This is a genomic window from Phenylobacterium sp. (assembly GCF_037189685.1).
In the GTDB taxonomy this organism is placed as follows: Bacteria; Pseudomonadota; Alphaproteobacteria; order Caulobacterales; family Caulobacteraceae; genus Phenylobacterium.
Genome location: NZ_JBBCIT010000029.1, coordinates 119,635 through 136,254, shown reverse-complemented (window position 1 = coordinate 136,254; position 16,620 = coordinate 119,635). Strand labels below are relative to the sequence as shown.

The window sequence follows — 16,620 nt, the reverse complement described above, 5'->3', positions numbered from 1 at the left end:
GCCGAAGAGGGCGTGGTGGAGAGGGCAAGCCCCAAGGCGTTGAATAGCGGTCCGATCTGTTGCGCCAATCCGGCGGATCGACCCGCCCTGCCGGCCGCTTGCCCTTCCCACCACGCCCTCTTCGGGGCGCGGTCCCCCTTCCCATTGCATGGGAAGGGAAGCATTCCACGCCTTTGCCCCTCAGCCAGAACCCCCGCCATGCTCGACAAGACCTTCGACCCCAAGTCCGCCGAACCGCGCCTCTACGCCGCCTGGGAGGCTTCGGGCGGCTTTGCGCCGACCGACGATCCGGCCGCCGAGCCGTTCTCCATCGTCATCCCCCCGCCGAACGTGACGGGCTCGCTGCACATCGGGCATGCGCTGAACAACACCCTGCAGGACGTGCTGATCCGCTTCGAGCGGATGCGGGGCAAGGCCGCGCTCTGGCTTCCCGGCACCGACCACGCCGGCATCGCCACCCAGATGGTGGTCGAGCGCCAGCTCGCCGAGCAGGGCAACCGCAGCCGCCGGGACATGGGCCGCGACGAGTTCGTGGCCAAGGTCTGGGCGTGGAAGGCCGAATCCGGCGGGACCATCGTCAACCAGCTCCGCCGCCTGGGCGCTTCCTGTGACTGGTCCCGCGAGCGCTTCACTCTGGACGACGGCCTCAGCGCCGCAGTCCGCAAGGTGTTCGTGAAGCTCCACAAGGAAAAGCTGATCTACCGCGACAAGCGGCTGGTGAACTGGGACCCGCACTTCCAGACCGCCATCTCGGACCTGGAGGTCGAGGCGCGCGAGGTGGATGGCCACTACTGGCACTTCGCGTATCCGCTGGAGGACGGCTCGGGCGAGATCGTCGTGGCCACCACCCGGCCCGAGACCATGCTGGGCGACACCGCCGTCGCGGTCCACCCCTCGGACGAGCGCTACAAGGCCCTGATCGGCAAGGCGGTGCGCCTGCCGATCGTGAACCGGCCGATCCCGATCATCGCCGACGAGTACCCCGATCCCGAGAAGGGCTCGGGCGCGGTCAAGATCACGCCGGCCCACGACTTCAACGACTTCGCCGTCGGCAAGCGCCACAACCTGCCGATGATCAACATCCTCGACGACTTCGCGCGGATCAACGAAAACGCCCCGCCCGAATATCGGGGCCTGGACCGTTTCGAGGCCCGCAAGAAGGTAATCGAGCAGTTCGAGGCCCTGGGCCTGCTGCGCGAGGTGGAGAAGACCCGCCACACCGTCCCGCACGGCGACCGCTCGGGCGTGGTGGTCGAGCCCTACCTGACCGACCAGTGGTACGTCGCGGCCGACGTCCTGGCCCAGCCCGCCATCAAGGCGGTGGAAGAGGGCGACACCGTCTTCGTGCCGAAGAACTGGGAGAAGACCTACTTCGAGTGGATGCGGAACATCCAGCCCTGGTGCGTCAGCCGCCAGCTCTGGTGGGGCCACCGCATCCCGGCCTGGTACGGCCCCGACGGTCGGCCCTTCGTCGAGGAGACCGAGGCCGAGGCGCTGAGGAAGGCCGAGGAGCACTATGGCCGCCCCACCGAGCTGAAGCAGGACGAGGACGTCCTAGACACCTGGTTCTCGTCGGGCCTGTGGCCGTTCTCCACGCTGGGTTGGCCGGAGAAGACGTCGGATCTCGCGCGGTTCTATCCCACCCACACGCTGATCACCGGCTTCGACATCATCTTCTTCTGGGTCGCCCGGATGATGATGCAGGGGCTCCACTTCACGGGCGAGGTCCCGTTCAAGCGGGTGTTCATCAACGCCCTGGTCCGCGACGCCACGGGCGCGAAGATGTCCAAGTCCAAGGGCAACGTCATGGATCCGCTGGAGCTCGTGGACGAGTTCGGCGCCGACGCCCTGCGCTTCACGCTCACCGCCATGTCGGGCCAGGCGCGCGACATCAAGCTGTCGAAGCCGCGGATCGAGGGCTACCGCAACTTCGGCACCAAGCTGTGGAACGCCACGCGGTTCTGCCAGATGAACGGCTGCGCGCGCGCCGAGGGCTTCGACCCGGCCTCGGTGAAGGCGCCGCTCAACCGCTGGATCGTGGGCGAGACGCAACGCACGGCCGCCGCCGTCACCGCCGCGCTGGCCGGCTGCGGCTTCGACGAAACGGCGAACGCCCTCTACCGCTTCATCTGGAACCAGTTCTGCGATTGGTACGTGGAGCTGGCCAAGCCGCTGCTCACCGGCGATGACGCCGCCGCGAAGGCCGAGACGCAAGCTACGGCCGCCTGGGTTCTGGACGTGATCCTCGCCCTGCTGCACCCGGTCATGCCCTTCATCACCGAGGAGCTGTGGGAACAGACCGCCGACCTGGGCGCGACGCGCACCCACGCCGGCTTCCTGATGACCGCGCCCTGGCCCGATCTGCCGGCCAGCCTGGTCGATCCGGCCGCCGACGGCGAGATCGGTCTGATCATCGAGGCGATCACCGAGGGGCGCTCGGTGCGCCAGGGCCTGAACGTGCCCCCGTCGGCCCAGCCGCCCTTGCTGGTGGTCGAGGCGTCCGGCGCCCAGCGGGCCGTCCTGGAACGCAGCGCCGCCCTGATCGGCCGCCTGCTGCGGGTCTCGGAAGTCCGCGTCGTGGACTCCGCTCCGGCTGGCGCCATCCCGTACGTGGTCGGGGGCGCGACCCTGGCCCTGCCCGTGGCCGGGTTCATCGACATCGCCGCCGAGCGCGCCCGCCTCGGCAAGGAGGTCGCCAACCTCGCCGCCGACATCGACCGCACCGCGAAGAAGCTGGCCAATCCCGACTTCGTCGCCCGCGCGCCCGAAGAGGTGGTCGAGGAGAACCGCGAGCGCCTGGCCGACGCCGAGGCGGCCCGCGACAAGCTCCAGGGGGCGCTCTCGCGGCTGGAGGGCGTCTAGACCATCCTTCCCCGCGACGCGGGGGAGGCGGGCCCGGGCCAGGACGGAGGGGCGTGGAGGCTTCCTGTTCCGCTCGCTCGAGGTTGCCGCTCCGCGCCATCGCGGCCAATGTGCGGCATGGCCCCCAAGTCTGACGCGCCCAGGCTGCTCTCCGGCGGCAATCCCCAGATCGCCAAGGGTTATGGCGACGCATCGGTCCAGGCCTACATCGACGCCATGCCCGACTGGAAGCGGGACGTCGGCCGCGGCCTCGATCTCATCATCGCGACCGAGGTTCCCGGCGTTTGCAAGGCGGTGAAATGGAATTCGCCCCTCTACGGCCTGGAGAAGGACGTCTGGTTCCTCAGCTTCCACGTCTTCGCCCGATACGTGAAGGTGGCCTTCTTCCGCGGCCGGTCGCTGACGCCCATGCCCCCGGTCGCCTCCAAGAGCCAGGACACCCGCTATCTCCACATCCACGAGGTGGGTTTCGACGCGGTCCAGGTCGCCGATTGGGTGCGGCAGGCCAGCCGGCTGCCCGGCGAGAGGATGTGACGGGTGGCCGACCCTGAAGCCCATGCGCCGGCGGCCCTTATCGACGCCCGCATCGGGGCTCTGGCGGACTGGCGCGGCGAGACCCTGGCCCGCGTTCGCGCCCTGATTCACGAGACGGTTCCGAACGTGGTCGAAGAATGGAAGTGGCGGGGCGTGCCCGTCTGGTCCAGCGGCGGAATTCTCTGCACGGGCGAGACCTACAGGGCGGTGGTGAAGCTCACCTTCGCGCACGGCGCGGCGCTCCCGGATCCCTCGGGCCTGTTCAACGCCAGCCTGGAAGGAAAGGTGCGCCGCGCCATCGACCTGCGCCAAGGCGACGTCCTCGATGCCGGGGCCTTCCGCGCTCTGGTCCAGGCGGCCGCGGGGTTCAACACAGCGAAGTCGCGCCCGCGCTGAACGGGCGAGGCGGTCCGCCATTGCAACGACCGTTTGACGGCCGCGTTATGACGGCCACCCCACGGAAGGACGCCTGCCTATGGCCCAGACCGATACGGAGCGCCTCACGGCGATGGTCCACGCCAACGACAAGCTGCTGAAGGGCCTCACCGTCCTGCTGGCGCTGCGCGACGAGCACCTGCTTGAGGATCTCAAGGCCGTATTCGCCGGCATCCTGAGCGAGAGCCGCGAGATGGCCAGCGGAAGCAACGCGACCTGGGATCATCTGCGCCACGAGCTTTCACTCATCACAGCCCTTGTCGAGGGCGACGACCCCGACGTCGTGGAGGAAGGCGAAGGGCGGGTGAACTGACCGATCGGCCCCTTTGTTCGGGGGACTCCCGCACCAATCAGGGCGCCTGTTCGAAGAGCGGGAAAGCGGCGGCGGGGATCTGCGCCGTATGCAGGCCGTTGGTGATCCAGGCCTCGGCCATCCCTGTCTGGGCATGGAAACGCAGGTTGAACTGCGCGTCGGGCAGGCTCGGACCCACCGCACCGTTCATCGTCGGATCGCCCGGATGGAAATTGTGGTTGTGGACTCCGGCCAGGACAGTCCAACCCGCGGCATGGTCCCGGGCCGTCGGCTCGGACGCCGGGCCGACCCGCCCGATCCCGTCGAAATTGGCGGTGTAGAAGTAGACCCGCAACCGCGCCCCGTCCGGGCTGCGCAACACGAAGGCCAGGAATTCGGTGGGCGACGCGAAGGTGTCGATCCGCTCGTGCTGGGCCTGTTGCAACAACTTCTGCAGGCAGGTGGCCGGCCGCACCCAGGCGTCGGCCTGCTCGGCCACGAGGTCATTGTTGCGGCCGGGGCTCGCCCGCAGCAGACGCACGGGGTCGATGTCGCCCACGGCCGCCGCCGCCGCTCGCCGGAAGGCCTCGTAGCCCCCCGGGTCGGCCGTGGACGCGAACACCGGCGCCTCCTCGAACTCCCACATCTGCAGCCGCCTCGATCCCGCCGCTTGCGGCTCGCCTTCGGACATCAGCACCGTCGGCGGGGAGGGAAAGGCGCAGGCCTGAAGCTCGTCGGCCCGCGCCCCGCCCGTCGCGCACAGGACGGCCAGGGCGGCGACCAGACCGGGCAGGCCTGGCGCGCGCCCAGCCGCGGGCCGCCCCTCGCTCACCGCCCCTCCCGCCGCGCCCGGAAGGCCGCCGCCACCGAGGGCAGGACCAGCCAGCCGATGTCCTCGCCCACCGCGTCCAGCTCCTTCGCGGTGCTGGACGAGACATGCAGGAACTGGGTGTCGCAGATGAAGTGAACCATCGGGATCGTGGGGTCGATCCGCTCGGCCAGGCCGTGCAGGTTGAACTCCTCGTTGAAGTTGGTCGCCTCGCGCAGTCCGCGCACGATGTGCGTCGCCCCGATCGTCCGGGCGTACCGGATCAGGCTCTGGTTGGCGTATTCGCCCACGTCCAGCGCCCCCTCGAACAACGCGCCGTCCGCGCTGGCCGCCTCTGGCCACAGTTCCACGACCGAGCGCCGGATCAGGTCCAGGCTCTGCTCAAGTCCGAACGCCCGCTGTTTGCGCACATTGGTTCCCACGGCCACGTGCACGGCGTCGAACGTGGCCAGCGCCTTGCGCACGATGTCCAGATGTCCGCGCGTCACCGGATCGAACGATCCGGCGTAGAGCGCCTTGGTCCGCACAGCCTTCCGCATCGCCGCTTCACCTCTGATTGGGGAAGAGGGTTGATCTTGTCGGGTCCCGACGCAAGTCGCGGCGGGTCCCGCGGGGGCCCTCAAACGGCCTCTTCGCGTGCGGCCGTCGCCGCGGTAGTCGTGGCGCTTCGGATTTCGGGAGATGCATGAAAAAGCTCGTCACTCTCATGCTCGCGCTGGCGGCCGGTGTCGCCGCCCACGGCGTCGCGGCCGGCGAACCGGCGGTACAGCCGCGCGCTGTCCAGGCGGACCTCGACGCCCTCTACCTCGGCCTCCAGGCGGCGCACTATGATCTCTTCGCCCATCGTACCCGGGCCGAGTACGACCAGTTCCACAAGGTGCTGTCGGAGGGGGCGGCGAAACCGATGGACCGGCTGGAGGCCGAGGTCCTGCTCCAGCGCTTCACGGCCTTCGGGCGGGTGGGCCATGCCCGCATCGATGCGCCCATGACGACGTTCGTGCGGCGCCTGGGGGAGGGCGGCCGTTTCCTGCCGCTCTTCATCCGGGTGGACGAGGGGCGGGTGCGGCTCACCGCCCACGCCGACGCCGAGGGGCGTCTGGCCCCAGGGTTCGAACTTCTGACGCTGGAGGGCGAGCCGATCGCGGTTTGGCTGGAGCGGGCGGGCGCGCTCATCTCCGCGGAGCGGCCCTACATGACCCACGCCCTGCTCGAGCAGGCGTTCCCGCCGGCGCTCTGGCTCCTGCTGGGGGAGGTGGGCCAGGTCGAGGTGACGGGCCGTGACCCGGAGGGGCGGCTCGTCCGCGCAAAGGTCCGGTCGATCACCGCGGCCGAACGGCGCGAACTGACCGCGCGCGCCCCGCGCTTGGCGGTCGATTTCGCCGCGCGCGAGTTCCGGATGCTGGAGGGCGGCGTCGGCTACCTGCGACCCGGACCCTTCGGCCAGACGTCGGGCGAGGCGCCGGACGGCTTCCACCGGTTCATCGACGAGAGCTTCGGCCGCCTCCTCGACGCGGGCGCGAAAGACCTGATCCTCGACCTGCGGAACAATCCCGGGGGCGACAACGGGTTCAGCGATCCCATGGTGGCCTGGTTCGCGGACGGGCCGTTCCGGTTCGCCTCCAGCTTCCGCCTCAGGGCCAGCCCCCAGGCCAAGGCCTGGTATCGCCAGAGGCTTGCGGGCGGCGCCGGCGATCCGATGTTGCTGGCCCTGGCCCGCGCCGAGGCGGCGCAGCCGGACGGCGCTCGCTACGACTTCGACCTGCCGCTCAATCCGCCCCGCCCGGCGCCGAGGTTCGAGGGGAAGGTCCACGTCCTCGTGAACCGCCACAGCTATTCGAACGCCGCCTCGGTCGCCGCCCTGATCCAGGACTACGGCTTCGGCGAGGTCATGGGCGAGGAGACCGCCGACGTGCCCACGACCTATGCGTCCGTCCTGTCGTTCACGCTGCCGTCGGGCGTCGACGTCACCTATCCGAAGAGTCGGATCGTGCGCCCCAACGGGGACGAGCGGCTCCGGGGCGTGCGGCCCGACCATCCTCTCGCGCGCGAGCCGATCGCGACCGCGACGGACACTGTGCTGGAGGAAGCCCTCCTGCGGGTCCGCGGGCCGCGGGACTGAACGCCTGGGCTTGACGCGGGGCCCGGGTTTTCCTCAGCCGAACGCCAGGCGGCCCCGGCGCCGCAGCATGGCGCCCGCGGCGCCGAAGCCGACGATCATGAGCGCCCACGTGGCGGGTTCCGGCACGCCCGCGACGACCCCCAGGGTCTGGCTCGAACCGACGAGGCCGATGTCGGTCGGGCCGCCGGCGAAGCTCCCGCGCAGGTAGGACACGCCGGAGCTGTCGGGCAGCCGGTCGATCGATTGGCCGTAGCCCCAGATGAGGTTGGTGGCGCCCGGCGGGCCCGAGGTCACCGTCACGTTGACGAAGCCCGGCGCGGAGAACCAGGTTCCGCCGGCCACCAGGCCATAGTTGGCGAAGAAGGGATTCCACGCCGCGGCCTCGCCGGCCGCGGTTCCGTACCAGCCCGAGCCCAGGCTGACGTACGCGTTGCCGCCGGCGTCCATATAGGCCCCGAGAGCCGCGAATTGCGGCGCGCTGAAGCCTTGCCCGAAGTGGAACACGGCGTCGTAGGCGCTGGCGGTGGCCAGGTCGAACGTGGTCGAGGTCGCCACCGTCTTCCCCAGGTCGTTGAGTTGCGCCGTAAGCTGGCTCAGTTGGCCCGCGGGCACGTTGCCGTTGCCCGTCAGCAGCAGGTAGTTCGAGCCGCCGAAGGTGGTGACCAGATCCTGCACGAAGGCCTCGGTGCCCGCCTTGTAGGTGTCGTCATAGGCGTAGTCGCTCAGCGTCCACTCGTCGCCCGACGCCACTAGGACGCCCGCGTTCGCGGCGCTCGCAAAACCGCCGCCCAGGCCGATCGCGCAGGCGCCCGCCAGCCCGCACATGAAAGCGTTGAACGTCCGCATCCCGACGACTCCGAAACTTGCCGCGCTTTTGAAGCGTTGCGCAGTCTAGGCCGTCGCCCGGCCGGCTTGATCCCCCACTTGGGGGTCTCGGTCAGGCTTGTGCGGGTGCGGGAGGCGGCCGGAGGCGACGCCGCGCGCTTCGCAGAACGCCGTCCGCAGTTTGCCACTGACGCTGGGTTATGCTTGATCACTTGACGTGACGTCCGGGATTACTCCGGGCGCGTGTTCGGGAGATACGCTCATATGACCGAGGCCGTGTTGCCGTCCGGCTGGCCCGCCATGACCATCCAGCAGGCCCACGCCCTTATGGGGCAACCGGGGCTGCCGACCGAAGTCGCCGAGGAGACGATCCGGGGCGTCACCGTCAAGGTGTGGAAGAACCAGCCGCCGACGCTGCGTACGGTGGCCGAGCTGGCGAAGGGTTACGGCGACAGGGTCTTCCTGGTCTACGAGGACGAGCGGGTGACCTTCGAGGCCTTCCACCGCGCCGTCGCCGCCTTCGCCGCCGAACTGGCCGGCCAGGGCGTGGCGAAGGGGGATCGGGTCGCCGTCATCATGCGCAACCTGCCCGAGTGGGTCGTGGCCTTCTATGCCGCCGCCGCCCTGGGCGCGATCGTCACCCCGCTGAACGCCTGGTGGACGGGTCCGGAGCTGGAGTACGGCCTGACCGACTCGGGGGCCAAGGTCGCGGTGATGGACGCCGAGCGCTATGAGCGTCTCAACGAGCATTTCGCCAATTGCCCCGATCTCAGGCGCGTCTACGTCAGCCGCGAGCCGGACGAGATCGCCCATCCCTACGTCGTCAAGCTGGAGAGCATCCTGGGCGGCGCGAACGACTGGGCGGGCCTGCCGGACGCCGCCCTGCCGCCGGCCGACGTCGCGCCCGACGACGACGCCACCATCTTCTACACCTCGGGCACCACGGGGCGGCCAAAGGGCGCCCTGGCCACCAACCGCGCGGTCAACACCAACATCATCACGGCGGGGGCGGCCGGCGCCCGCGTTTTCCTGCGCAAGGGCGAAATGCCGCCCCAGCCCGATCCCGACGCGCCCCAGCGCTCGGCCCTGCTGTCGGTGCCGTTCTTCCACGTCACCGGCTGCTTCGCGGTGCTGAACCCCACGCTGTTCAGCGGCGGCAAGCTGGTCCTGATGTACAAGTGGGAGCCGATCCGCGCCTTCGAACTGATCGAGCGCGAGAAGGTGACCCTGGCCGGCGGCGTGCCCACCATCGCCTGGCAGCTTCTGGAGCATCCGGCGCGGAGCGACTACGACCTGTCGTCGCTGGAGAGCGTGTCGTACGGCGGCGCCCCCTCGGCGCCCGAGCTGGTGCGCCGCCTCAAGGAGGTGTTCCCCAAGTCCCAGCCGGGGCAGGGGTGGGGCATGACCGAGACCTGCGCGACGGTCACCTCGAACGGCGGCGAGGACTACCAGAACCGGCCCGACAGCTGCGGCCCCGCCGCCGCCGTGGCCGAGCTGCAGATCCGCGATCCGGCGGACGGCGTGACCGTGCTGGCGGCCGGCGAGGTGGGCGAGCTGTGGTCGAAGGGGCCGATGAACGCCCGCGCCTACTGGAACAAGCCCGAGGCGACCGCTCAGACCTTCGTGGACGGCTGGGTGCGGACCGGCGATCTCGCGAAGCTGGACGAGGAGGGCTTCTGCTACATCATCGACCGGGCCAAGGACATGCTGATCCGCGGCGGCGAGAACATCTACTGCGTCGAGGTCGAGAACGTCCTCTATGACCACCCTGCGGTGATGGATGCGGCCGTCGTGGGCGTGCCGCACCGCATCCTGGGCGAGGAGCCGGCCGCGGTGGTCACCCTGAAGCCGGGCGCCGAGGCGACCGAGGCCGAGCTTCGCGCCCATGTGGCCGAGCGGCTGGCCGCCTTCAAGGTGCCGATCGCGGTGAAGTTCTGGCACGAGACCCTGCCGCGCAACCCGAACGGCAAGATCCTGAAGAGCGAGCTCAAGAAGCTCTTCGAAGCCGAGACCGCCTGAGGGTCCGCGGCTGCGACGGAGGGCCGATGTCCTGCTGGTCGAGCGCGGCCTCTTCGAGAGCCGCGCCAAGGCCCGCGCCGCCATCGAGGCCGGCGGCGTCACGGCGGGAGGCCGACCGGTGGTCCGGGCGTCGGAGCTGCTCGACGGGGACGTCGAGGTCACCGCCCGGCCAGCCCATCCGTGGGTGGGCCGCGGCGCGCTGAAGCTGGCCCATGCGCTCGACCTCTGGCCGGTCGGCGTGGCCGGGCGCGTCGTCCTGGACGTCGGCGCCTCGACAGGCGGCTTCACCGAGGTGTGCCTGGCCCGCGGCGCGGCGCGGGTCTACGCCGTGGACGTCGGCCGGGGCCAGCTCCATCCGCGGCTCTCGGGCGACGCGCGCGTGGTCCGGCTGGAGGCCACCGACGCCCGGGACCTCACGCCGGCGCTGGTTCCCCAGCCGCCGGCCTTGATCGTCACCGACGTCAGCTTCATCTCGCTCGCCAAGGCGCTGCCCGCGGCCCTGGCGCTGGCCGCCCCGGGGGCCGACCTCGTGGCCCTGGTGAAACCCCAGTTCGAGGTCGGGCCGGCGAAGGTGGGCAAGGGCGGTCTCGTGACCGATCCGGACGATCGGCGCGCCGCGCTGGAGGGCGTGAAGGCGTTCCTGGCCGTCTCGGGCTGGACCGTGCGCGGAACCGCCGACAGCCCGATCGCCGGAGGCGACGGCGCCCACGAGTTCCTGCTCTGGGCCATGCAGCCGGCCCGCTGATCTCGACGCCGCCCGGATTCAAGCCGCGGCGTCATTCGACGGCGCCCGCAGCCCGTCCGCCCCGCAAGAAGAAGGGGCCGCCCGCTGTGTGCGACGGCCCCGGGTTTGCTCGACCAGGAACGGACCGCGAGTGTCAGTCGACGACCGCGTAGCGGCCCGATGCGTCGCGGCACACGCGCACGAAGCGCGACTGGGTGCGGCCGTCGGGCATGTAGATCGGGCTTTCGGCCAGGGTGCAGCCGTCGGCGTCCGGACCGCGGCTGTCGGTGCGGTAGGGGGCCTCGCGGTGGCGCCAGGCGTCATCGCGCGCGTCGGCGGCCCGGTCGGCGTAGGCGTCGCGGTCGTAGTAGCCCGACGAGGCGGCCGGCGGCGGGAGCGGCGGCAGGGGGGCCGGCTCGTAGCGCGACGAGGCCGGGTAGCCGCCGCCGTACTCCGAGGTGCAGGCTGCGGTCTTGTTGCCGACCACGCCGCCGGCGATGGCGCCCAGGAGGCCGCCCAGGAGGGCGCCTTCGGTCCGGGCGTTGCGGGCGGCGGCGTTCGAGCCGATGACCGCCCCCATGCCGCCGCCGATCAGGGCGCCGGCCGTGCCGCGCTGGTTCGCGTCGCGGCGGCAGGGGTCGTAGTTGTAACCGGGCGAGCCGGGGCCGTAGGCGCCCCCGTACGGCTGGGCGCTGGCCACGCCGGCGGGCAGGACGATCGCGGCCGCGAGCGCGAACGCCCCCACTTTGATGACAGCGGCCTTGGCGATGGCGGCTTGGACGGACATCCGGTATCCCTCTCTCGAAGCTCTCGGGTCGCTTACGGCGACGCTACGGGCGAAGATGCGCCGCCGAACCTGAACGGCCGTTGAGAAACTCGTTCATGTTCGTTCATCCCGACTTAACCACACCTTACCGCACCACACCTTGCCGGCGGGGCCGTTCGTGAAATCCTCGAAGGCGCCGCAGCGCCGCCGTTCCGGCCAGAAACCGAGCCACGGGTCCGCCCGCCGCCCCGATCCGCGTCCGCCGCCCGGCCCGCCGCAGGACGTCCTGATCCAGGCTGTCGGCGGCGAGGGCGACGGGGTGGCCGCGGGGCCGATCTATGTTCCCTTCGCCCTGCCGGGCGAACGCGTGCGGGTGACGGGCGGCGGCGATCGCCGGGAACTGGCCGAGGTGCTGGCCGCCAGCCCCGAGCGCGTCGAGCCGCCATGCCCCCATTTCGGCCTCTGCGGGGGCTGCGCGCTCCAGCATTGGGCGCACGCACCCTACCTCGCCTGGAAGACCCATCGGATCGTCCGCACCCTGGCCCGAGAGCGCATCGAGACCGAGGTGCTGCCCGCCTACGCCGCCGGGCCGGGCGCCCGTCGGCGCCTCGCCCTTCACGCCCGCCGGGGCGGCCCGGACGCCGCGCGCCTGGGCTACAAGGCCCGCCGCTCGTGGGATCTGGTGGAGGTGGACGTCTGCCCCATCGCCGATCCCGCGCTCCAGGCCGCGATCCCGGCGCTGGCCCGGCTGGCCGCGCCGCTGTTCGAGCATCCGAAGTCGGCGCCCACCCTGCACGTGACCCTGACGGCCACGGGCCTCGACGTGGAGATCACCGGGGTGGAGGCTCGCAGCGGCGGCCTCTCGGCCGACGCCCGCATGCGGATCGCCGAACACGCCGCCGCGGCCGACTTCGCGCGTGTCACGCTGGCCGGCGAGGTCGCCTACATGGCGCGCGCGCCCCAGGTGCGGCTGGGGCCGGCGACGGTGGCCCTGCCGCCGGGCGCATTCCTCCAGGCCACGCCGGGCGCCGAGGCGGCGATGGCGGAATTCGCCGGCGAGGCGGCGGCGGGCGCCGCGCGGATCGCCGACCTGCACTGCGGCGTGGGGACCTTCACTTTCCGCCTGGCTGCGATCGCCCCTGTCCACGCCGTCGACATGTCGGCCGGGGCGGTGGCGGCGTTGCGCGCGGCGCTTTCCACCGCGCCGGGCCTCAAGGGTGTCGCCGCCGAGGCCCGGGACCTCGTCCGCCGCCCGGTCCTGGCCGAGGAACTGAGGAAGACGGACGTGGTGGTCTTCGACCCGCCCCGCGCCGGCGCGGCCGAGCAGGCGGCCGAGATCGCGCGTTCGGCCGTGCCGCGCGTGGTGGGTGTCTCGTGCAATCCCGCCACCTTCGCCCGCGACGCCCGCATCCTGATCGACGCGGGATTCCGCCTCGATCGCCTGCTGCCCGTGGACCAGTTCCTCTGGTCGCCCCACGTGGAACTGGTCGGCGTGTTCAGCCGGTAGGGTCCCGCCGAGCGGGCAAGGCGTTCAGCCGAACAGGTCGAGCTGTCCGCCGGCCTGGAGCGGAACGCGGAAGCGCGACAGGTCCGCAGGCGGCCAGCCCCGGTCCAGGCCGCAGCGGCGCCGGGCGGCCTTGAAGCGGGCCGAGAGCAGGTCGGCGATGGGGCCTTCGCCGCGCATCCTTCGCCCCCAGGCCATGTCGTAGTCCTTTCCGCCACGCATCTGGCGCACCAGCGACATCACGCGCCGCGCCCGGTCGGGCTGGTCCGTCTCGAGCCACTCGCGGAACAGGTCCTTGATCTCCAGCGGCAGCCGCAGGAGCACATAGCCCGCGCCCGAGGCCCCGGCGGCGGCGGCGCGTTCCAGCACGGCCTCCATCTCGTGGTCGTTCAGGCCCGGGATGGCCGGCGCGAACATGACCGTCACCGGGACGCCGGCGGTGGCGAGCCGCGTGATGGCGTCCAGGCGCTTCGCAGGCGTCGCCGCGCGCGGCTCCATCGAGCGCGCCAGCCTGCGGTCCAGGGTGGTCAGCGAGACCGCCACCCGCGCCAGGTTCAGTGCGGCCGCCTCGGAGAGCAGGTCGAGGTCGCGCACCACCAGGGCCGACTTGGTGATCACCGAGAACGGATGGCGGAAGCGCACCAGCACCTCGAGGAGCCCCCGGGTGATCCTCCGAGTCCGTTCCTGCGGCTGGTAGGGATCGGTGTTGCCGCCGATGTGGATCGGTTCGGGCCTGTAGGACGGCTTGGAGAGTTCCTTCTCCAGCAGGTGCGCCGCCTCGGGCTTCACGAAGATGCGGGATTCGAAGTCCAGGCCGGGCGAGAGGCCCATGTAGGCGTGGGACGGCCGGGCGTAGCAGTAGATGCAGCCGTGCTCGCAGCCCCGGTAGGGGTTGATGGAGGCCGAGAAACCGACGTCGGGGCTGTCGTTGTGGCTGATGATCCGGCGGGCGCGTTCGACGCTGACCTCGGTGCGCAGCGGCGGCGGCGCTTCATCGTCACAGGTCCAGTCGTCGTCGAAGGCTTCGCGGGTCTGGGCTTCGTATCGGCCCGTGGCGTTCGAGCGGGCGCCGCGGCCGCGCGGCTGGGGAGCGGTGGGGGACATTCCCCGCAACCTAGGACCCACGATGGAACATAACAAGAACATATCGGAGGGTGCGTCGCCGGAGCGCTTGGGTGGATCGGTGCGGCGCGTATTCGCAGGTATAGATTCCGTTATCCACACTCCGATCGACCTGCTGTTCCTGGCATTTACGCGATGGTTACGCGCCTGGTGAATACTGATCCGATCACACAGAAGGTGGGACGAAAATGCTGAAACGTGTCATGGCGCTCGCGGCGCCCGTCGTACTCCTGGCCAGCCCCGCGATGGCGGGCGATCAGGACTTCCAAGTCTACAACAAGACCGGCTACACGATCTCGGAAGTCTATGTGTCGGCCTCGAACACCAACGACTGGGAAGAAGACGTGATGGAAGCCGACGTCCTGTCCGACGGCGAGACGGTGGATATCGAGTTCGCCCGCGGCACGAAGGGCTGCCGGTTCGACCTGAAGGTGGTCTATGACGACGGCACGCCGGCCGTGTGGAACCGCCTGGACCTCTGCAGCGTCTCGAAGGTCACGCTGCGCTACGATCGCAACGCCGACCGCACTTGGGCCACGACCGACTGATCCGGCCGCGTCTCGGCCCCGCCGAGGCTTGACCGCCCCCAAGGAAGCACGGTCTTTCGGGTCATGCTTTCCGTGATCATCGACGCGCGGCGCGGGGCCGAGGCGCTGCCCGTCCTGCTGGCTCAGCTCACGGCCGGGGCGGTGGACGGGCTGGTGCGGCAGGTGCTCCTCGTCGCCGCGCCGGGCCAGGCCGGGATCGATCTCCTGTGCGAGGAGACGGGCGCCGAGGCGCATGCCGGCCTGGAAACCGCCGCTGCGGCGGCCCGGGCCCGGTGGCTGGTCGTGGCGCCCGCCGACTTCCGTCTGCGCGACGGCTGGATCAAGGCGCTGGAGACCCACCTCGCCGGCGGGGGCGGACCGGCGCTGGTGCTGGGCCTGGCGCCGGGCGGCCTGTTCCGTCGGCCGCCCTGGGCGGTTCTAGTCGAACGACGCCGTCTGGAAGATCGCCGCGGCGCCGACCTGAAGGGGCTGCGGCGCGAGCTGGGGCTGCGTCCCGTCCGGGTCGGCTAGGGCGGGCGGGCTCAGGTCGAGCCGGGCGTCCACGCGGCGTGCGCCGGCGGCCAGGGCGTCGAGCGTCCGCGTCTCCTCGCCGAACATGCGCTTGTAGGTCCAGTAGCCGGCCATGACCTTCTCGACGTAGTTGCGCGTCTCCAGCGCCGGCAGGCACTCGATGAGCAGCAGGGTGTCGTCATCGCCCACCTTCTGGATGGTGCTGAGCACCGCGCCCGGCCCGCCGTTGTACGCGGCGACCATCTTGAGCAGGTCGGGGCCGACGCCCCGGTCCATGAGATAGGCGAGGTAGTCCTGGCCGGCGCGAAGGTTGAGCGCCGGATCGAACAGGGTCCTGGGCCGCTTGACGAAGTTGCGGTCGCCGGTGGCCAGCGCCGCCGAGGTCGGCAGGAGCTGCATCAGGCCGCGCGCGCCGGCGTGCGACAGGGCCATCGGGTTGAAGGCGCTCTCCTGGCGGACGATGGCGTAGACCAGCGCCTTGTCCATCGTGAAGCCGTTCCGGGGCGACAGCGGCGGCGCCTGGTAGTCGCCCAGGGTCAGATAGCCGCGGCCCGAGCCGCCGTAGACGCCCGAGAGGCCGAAGTCCGTCAGCAGGGCTGTCCAGGCGTCGCGTTCCTCGCCCGTGCGGGCCAGGGCCAGGCCGGCGCGGATCTCCTGCCGGGCTTCCTCATAGCGGCCGATCTGGGCCAGGGCGGCGGCGCGGTGCGCGCGCAGTTCGCCGCCCAGCACCTCGGCGGCGGGTCGCGCCGGCGGGCGGAAGGCGGCCAGGGTGAGCTGGCCCGTGGGCGCCTCGGCGATGCGGAGCAGGGCGGTCTGCCGCTCGGCGATCATGCCATAGAAGGTGTGCGGCGCCTGGGCGGCCAGGCGCAGGAAGCCGTGGGCCGAGGCCGTGTCGCCCACCATCGAGGCGGCGCGGTGGGCCCAGTAGGCCCCGGCGGCCCGCTGCCACGGGTCTTCGTCGGTGTCGCGGGCCACCTGGGCGAAATAGTCCTGGGCCTGGGCGTAGTCCTGGAGCCGCCAGGCCGCGAGGCCCGCGATCCAGCGCTCGCCCACGCTGACCGCCAGGCGGAAGGCGGTCGGGGCGTCGCCCGAATAGAACGCCTCGCGGGCGGGCTTGGTCACCTCGCTGCGCGCGGTGTCGACCAGGGCGACCTCGGGCGTGGGAAGCTGGGCGGCCTCGCCGGGCTTGCGCTTGTGGGCCAGGGAGAAGACGCGGTCGGCCAGAGGCAGATCGCGGAATCGCTCCAGCCATCCGGCCAGCTCCTCGAAGCTGGCCTTGTGCGCCGTAGGGTGCATGAGCGCGCGGAACGACAGATAGCCGTCCAACGACCGGTCCTGGATCTCGGAGGCCTGGAGCTGGGCGCCCACGAAGTCGCCCTGTTCCACGGCCTGGAAGGCGGCGGCGTAGGCGCGCGCGTCGGTGTCAGAGAGAGGCCTGGGCTGGGCCGCGGCCGCAGTTGCGGCGAACGAGGCAGCGGCGAACAGGGTCAAAGCCCCGACGCGCAGGCGCTTTTTGAGCGTCATGCCGTCC

The 16,620-nt window shown here is 71.1% G+C and carries 16 protein-coding genes; 10 read left to right on the top strand and 6 right to left on the bottom strand.

The features are described from left to right. Nucleotides 1-198 precede the first annotated feature (198 nt). From WG212_RS17545 to WG212_RS17530, 4 genes are all read left to right on the top strand, one after another. Nucleotides 199-2,862, top strand: coding sequence for a valine--tRNA ligase (locus WG212_RS17545; protein ID WP_337188401.1), 2,664 nt, complete (start codon nucleotides 199-201; stop codon nucleotides 2,860-2,862). 117 nt (nucleotides 2,863-2,979) lie between these two features. Beyond that, entirely contained in the window at nucleotides 2,980-3,396 is a 417-nt protein-coding gene (locus WG212_RS17540; RefSeq protein ID WP_337188400.1) for a DUF1801 domain-containing protein, read from the top strand. 3 nt (nucleotides 3,397-3,399) lie between these two features. Continuing rightward, nucleotides 3,400-3,792 carry a DUF1801 domain-containing protein gene (locus tag WG212_RS17535; RefSeq protein WP_337188399.1) on the top strand — a complete coding sequence of 131 codons (393 nt, stop codon included), beginning with the start codon at nucleotides 3,400-3,402 and terminating at the stop codon, nucleotides 3,790-3,792. A gap of 79 nt (nucleotides 3,793-3,871) precedes the next feature. After that, a complete protein-coding gene (locus WG212_RS17530; RefSeq protein ID WP_337188398.1) occupies nucleotides 3,872-4,144 on the top strand; it encodes a hypothetical protein in 273 nt (90 codons plus the stop codon). Between the two features lie 37 nt (nucleotides 4,145-4,181). On the opposite strand, the gene WG212_RS17525 is transcribed toward WG212_RS17530, so the two are convergent. Both WG212_RS17525 and coaD read right to left on the bottom strand, forming a co-directional pair. Next, nucleotides 4,182-4,955 (bottom strand): hypothetical protein, encoded by a 774-nt coding sequence (locus tag WG212_RS17525; RefSeq protein ID WP_337188397.1) that lies wholly within the window; start codon nucleotides 4,953-4,955, stop codon nucleotides 4,182-4,184. After that, the gene (gene coaD, locus WG212_RS17520; RefSeq protein WP_337188396.1) at nucleotides 4,952-5,491 is read right to left on the bottom strand and encodes a pantetheine-phosphate adenylyltransferase; all 540 of its coding nucleotides are present in this window, start codon (nucleotides 5,489-5,491) and stop codon (nucleotides 4,952-4,954) included. Before coaD ends, WG212_RS17525 begins: the two co-directional genes overlap by 4 nt. Nucleotides 5,492-5,637: 146 nt before the next feature. Between coaD and WG212_RS17515 the strand changes: the two genes are divergently transcribed. Then, nucleotides 5,638-7,071, top strand: a complete 1,434-nt coding sequence (locus tag WG212_RS17515) for a S41 family peptidase (protein WP_337188395.1) — start codon at nucleotides 5,638-5,640, stop codon at nucleotides 7,069-7,071. A gap of 33 nt (nucleotides 7,072-7,104) precedes the next feature. On the opposite strand, the gene WG212_RS17510 is transcribed toward WG212_RS17515, so the two are convergent. Further along, the gene (locus tag WG212_RS17510) at nucleotides 7,105-7,917 is read right to left on the bottom strand and encodes a PEPxxWA-CTERM sorting domain-containing protein (protein ID WP_337188394.1); all 813 of its coding nucleotides are present in this window, start codon (nucleotides 7,915-7,917) and stop codon (nucleotides 7,105-7,107) included. A 243-nt stretch (nucleotides 7,918-8,160) separates the two neighbouring features. Between WG212_RS17510 and WG212_RS17505 the strand changes: the two genes are divergently transcribed. Next, nucleotides 8,161-9,915, top strand: a complete 1,755-nt coding sequence (locus WG212_RS17505) for a class I adenylate-forming enzyme family protein (protein ID WP_337188393.1) — start codon at nucleotides 8,161-8,163, stop codon at nucleotides 9,913-9,915. Between the two features lie 10 nt (nucleotides 9,916-9,925). Further along, nucleotides 9,926-10,660, top strand: coding sequence for a TlyA family RNA methyltransferase (locus WG212_RS17500; RefSeq protein ID WP_337188455.1), 735 nt, complete (start codon nucleotides 9,926-9,928; stop codon nucleotides 10,658-10,660). Nucleotides 10,661-10,793: 133 nt separating this feature from the next. On the opposite strand, the gene WG212_RS17495 is transcribed toward WG212_RS17500, so the two are convergent. Next, entirely contained in the window at nucleotides 10,794-11,426 is a 633-nt protein-coding gene (locus WG212_RS17495; RefSeq protein WP_337188392.1) for a hypothetical protein, read from the bottom strand. A gap of 265 nt (nucleotides 11,427-11,691) precedes the next feature. On the opposite strand from WG212_RS17495, the gene WG212_RS17490 reads away from it, so the two are divergent. Next, nucleotides 11,692-12,912, top strand: coding sequence for an RNA methyltransferase (locus tag WG212_RS17490; protein ID WP_337188454.1), 1,221 nt, complete (start codon nucleotides 11,692-11,694; stop codon nucleotides 12,910-12,912). 24 nt (nucleotides 12,913-12,936) lie between these two features. Here WG212_RS17490 and WG212_RS17485 read toward each other — a convergent pair whose 3' ends face one another. Further along, a complete protein-coding gene (locus WG212_RS17485; protein ID WP_337188391.1) occupies nucleotides 12,937-14,013 on the bottom strand; it encodes a PA0069 family radical SAM protein in 1,077 nt (358 codons plus the stop codon). Nucleotides 14,014-14,219: 206 nt separating this feature from the next. Here WG212_RS17485 and WG212_RS17480 point away from each other — a divergent pair, with 206 nt between their 5' ends. Together WG212_RS17480 and WG212_RS17475 are read left to right on the top strand one after the other, a co-directional pair. Then, nucleotides 14,220-14,579, top strand: coding sequence for an argininosuccinate lyase (locus tag WG212_RS17480; protein WP_337188390.1), 360 nt, complete (start codon nucleotides 14,220-14,222; stop codon nucleotides 14,577-14,579). A gap of 63 nt (nucleotides 14,580-14,642) precedes the next feature. Next, on the top strand, nucleotides 14,643-15,089 hold the full coding sequence (locus WG212_RS17475) for a cell wall biosynthesis glycosyltransferase (RefSeq protein WP_337188389.1): 447 nt from the start codon (nucleotides 14,643-14,645) through the stop codon (nucleotides 15,087-15,089). On the opposite strand, the gene WG212_RS17470 is transcribed toward WG212_RS17475, so the two are convergent. Beyond that, nucleotides 14,997-16,613, bottom strand: coding sequence for a lytic transglycosylase domain-containing protein (locus tag WG212_RS17470; RefSeq protein ID WP_337188388.1), 1,617 nt, complete (start codon nucleotides 16,611-16,613; stop codon nucleotides 14,997-14,999). The two genes, WG212_RS17475 and WG212_RS17470, sit on opposite strands and share 93 nt — an antisense overlap. Nucleotides 16,614-16,620: the final 7 nt, after the last annotated feature.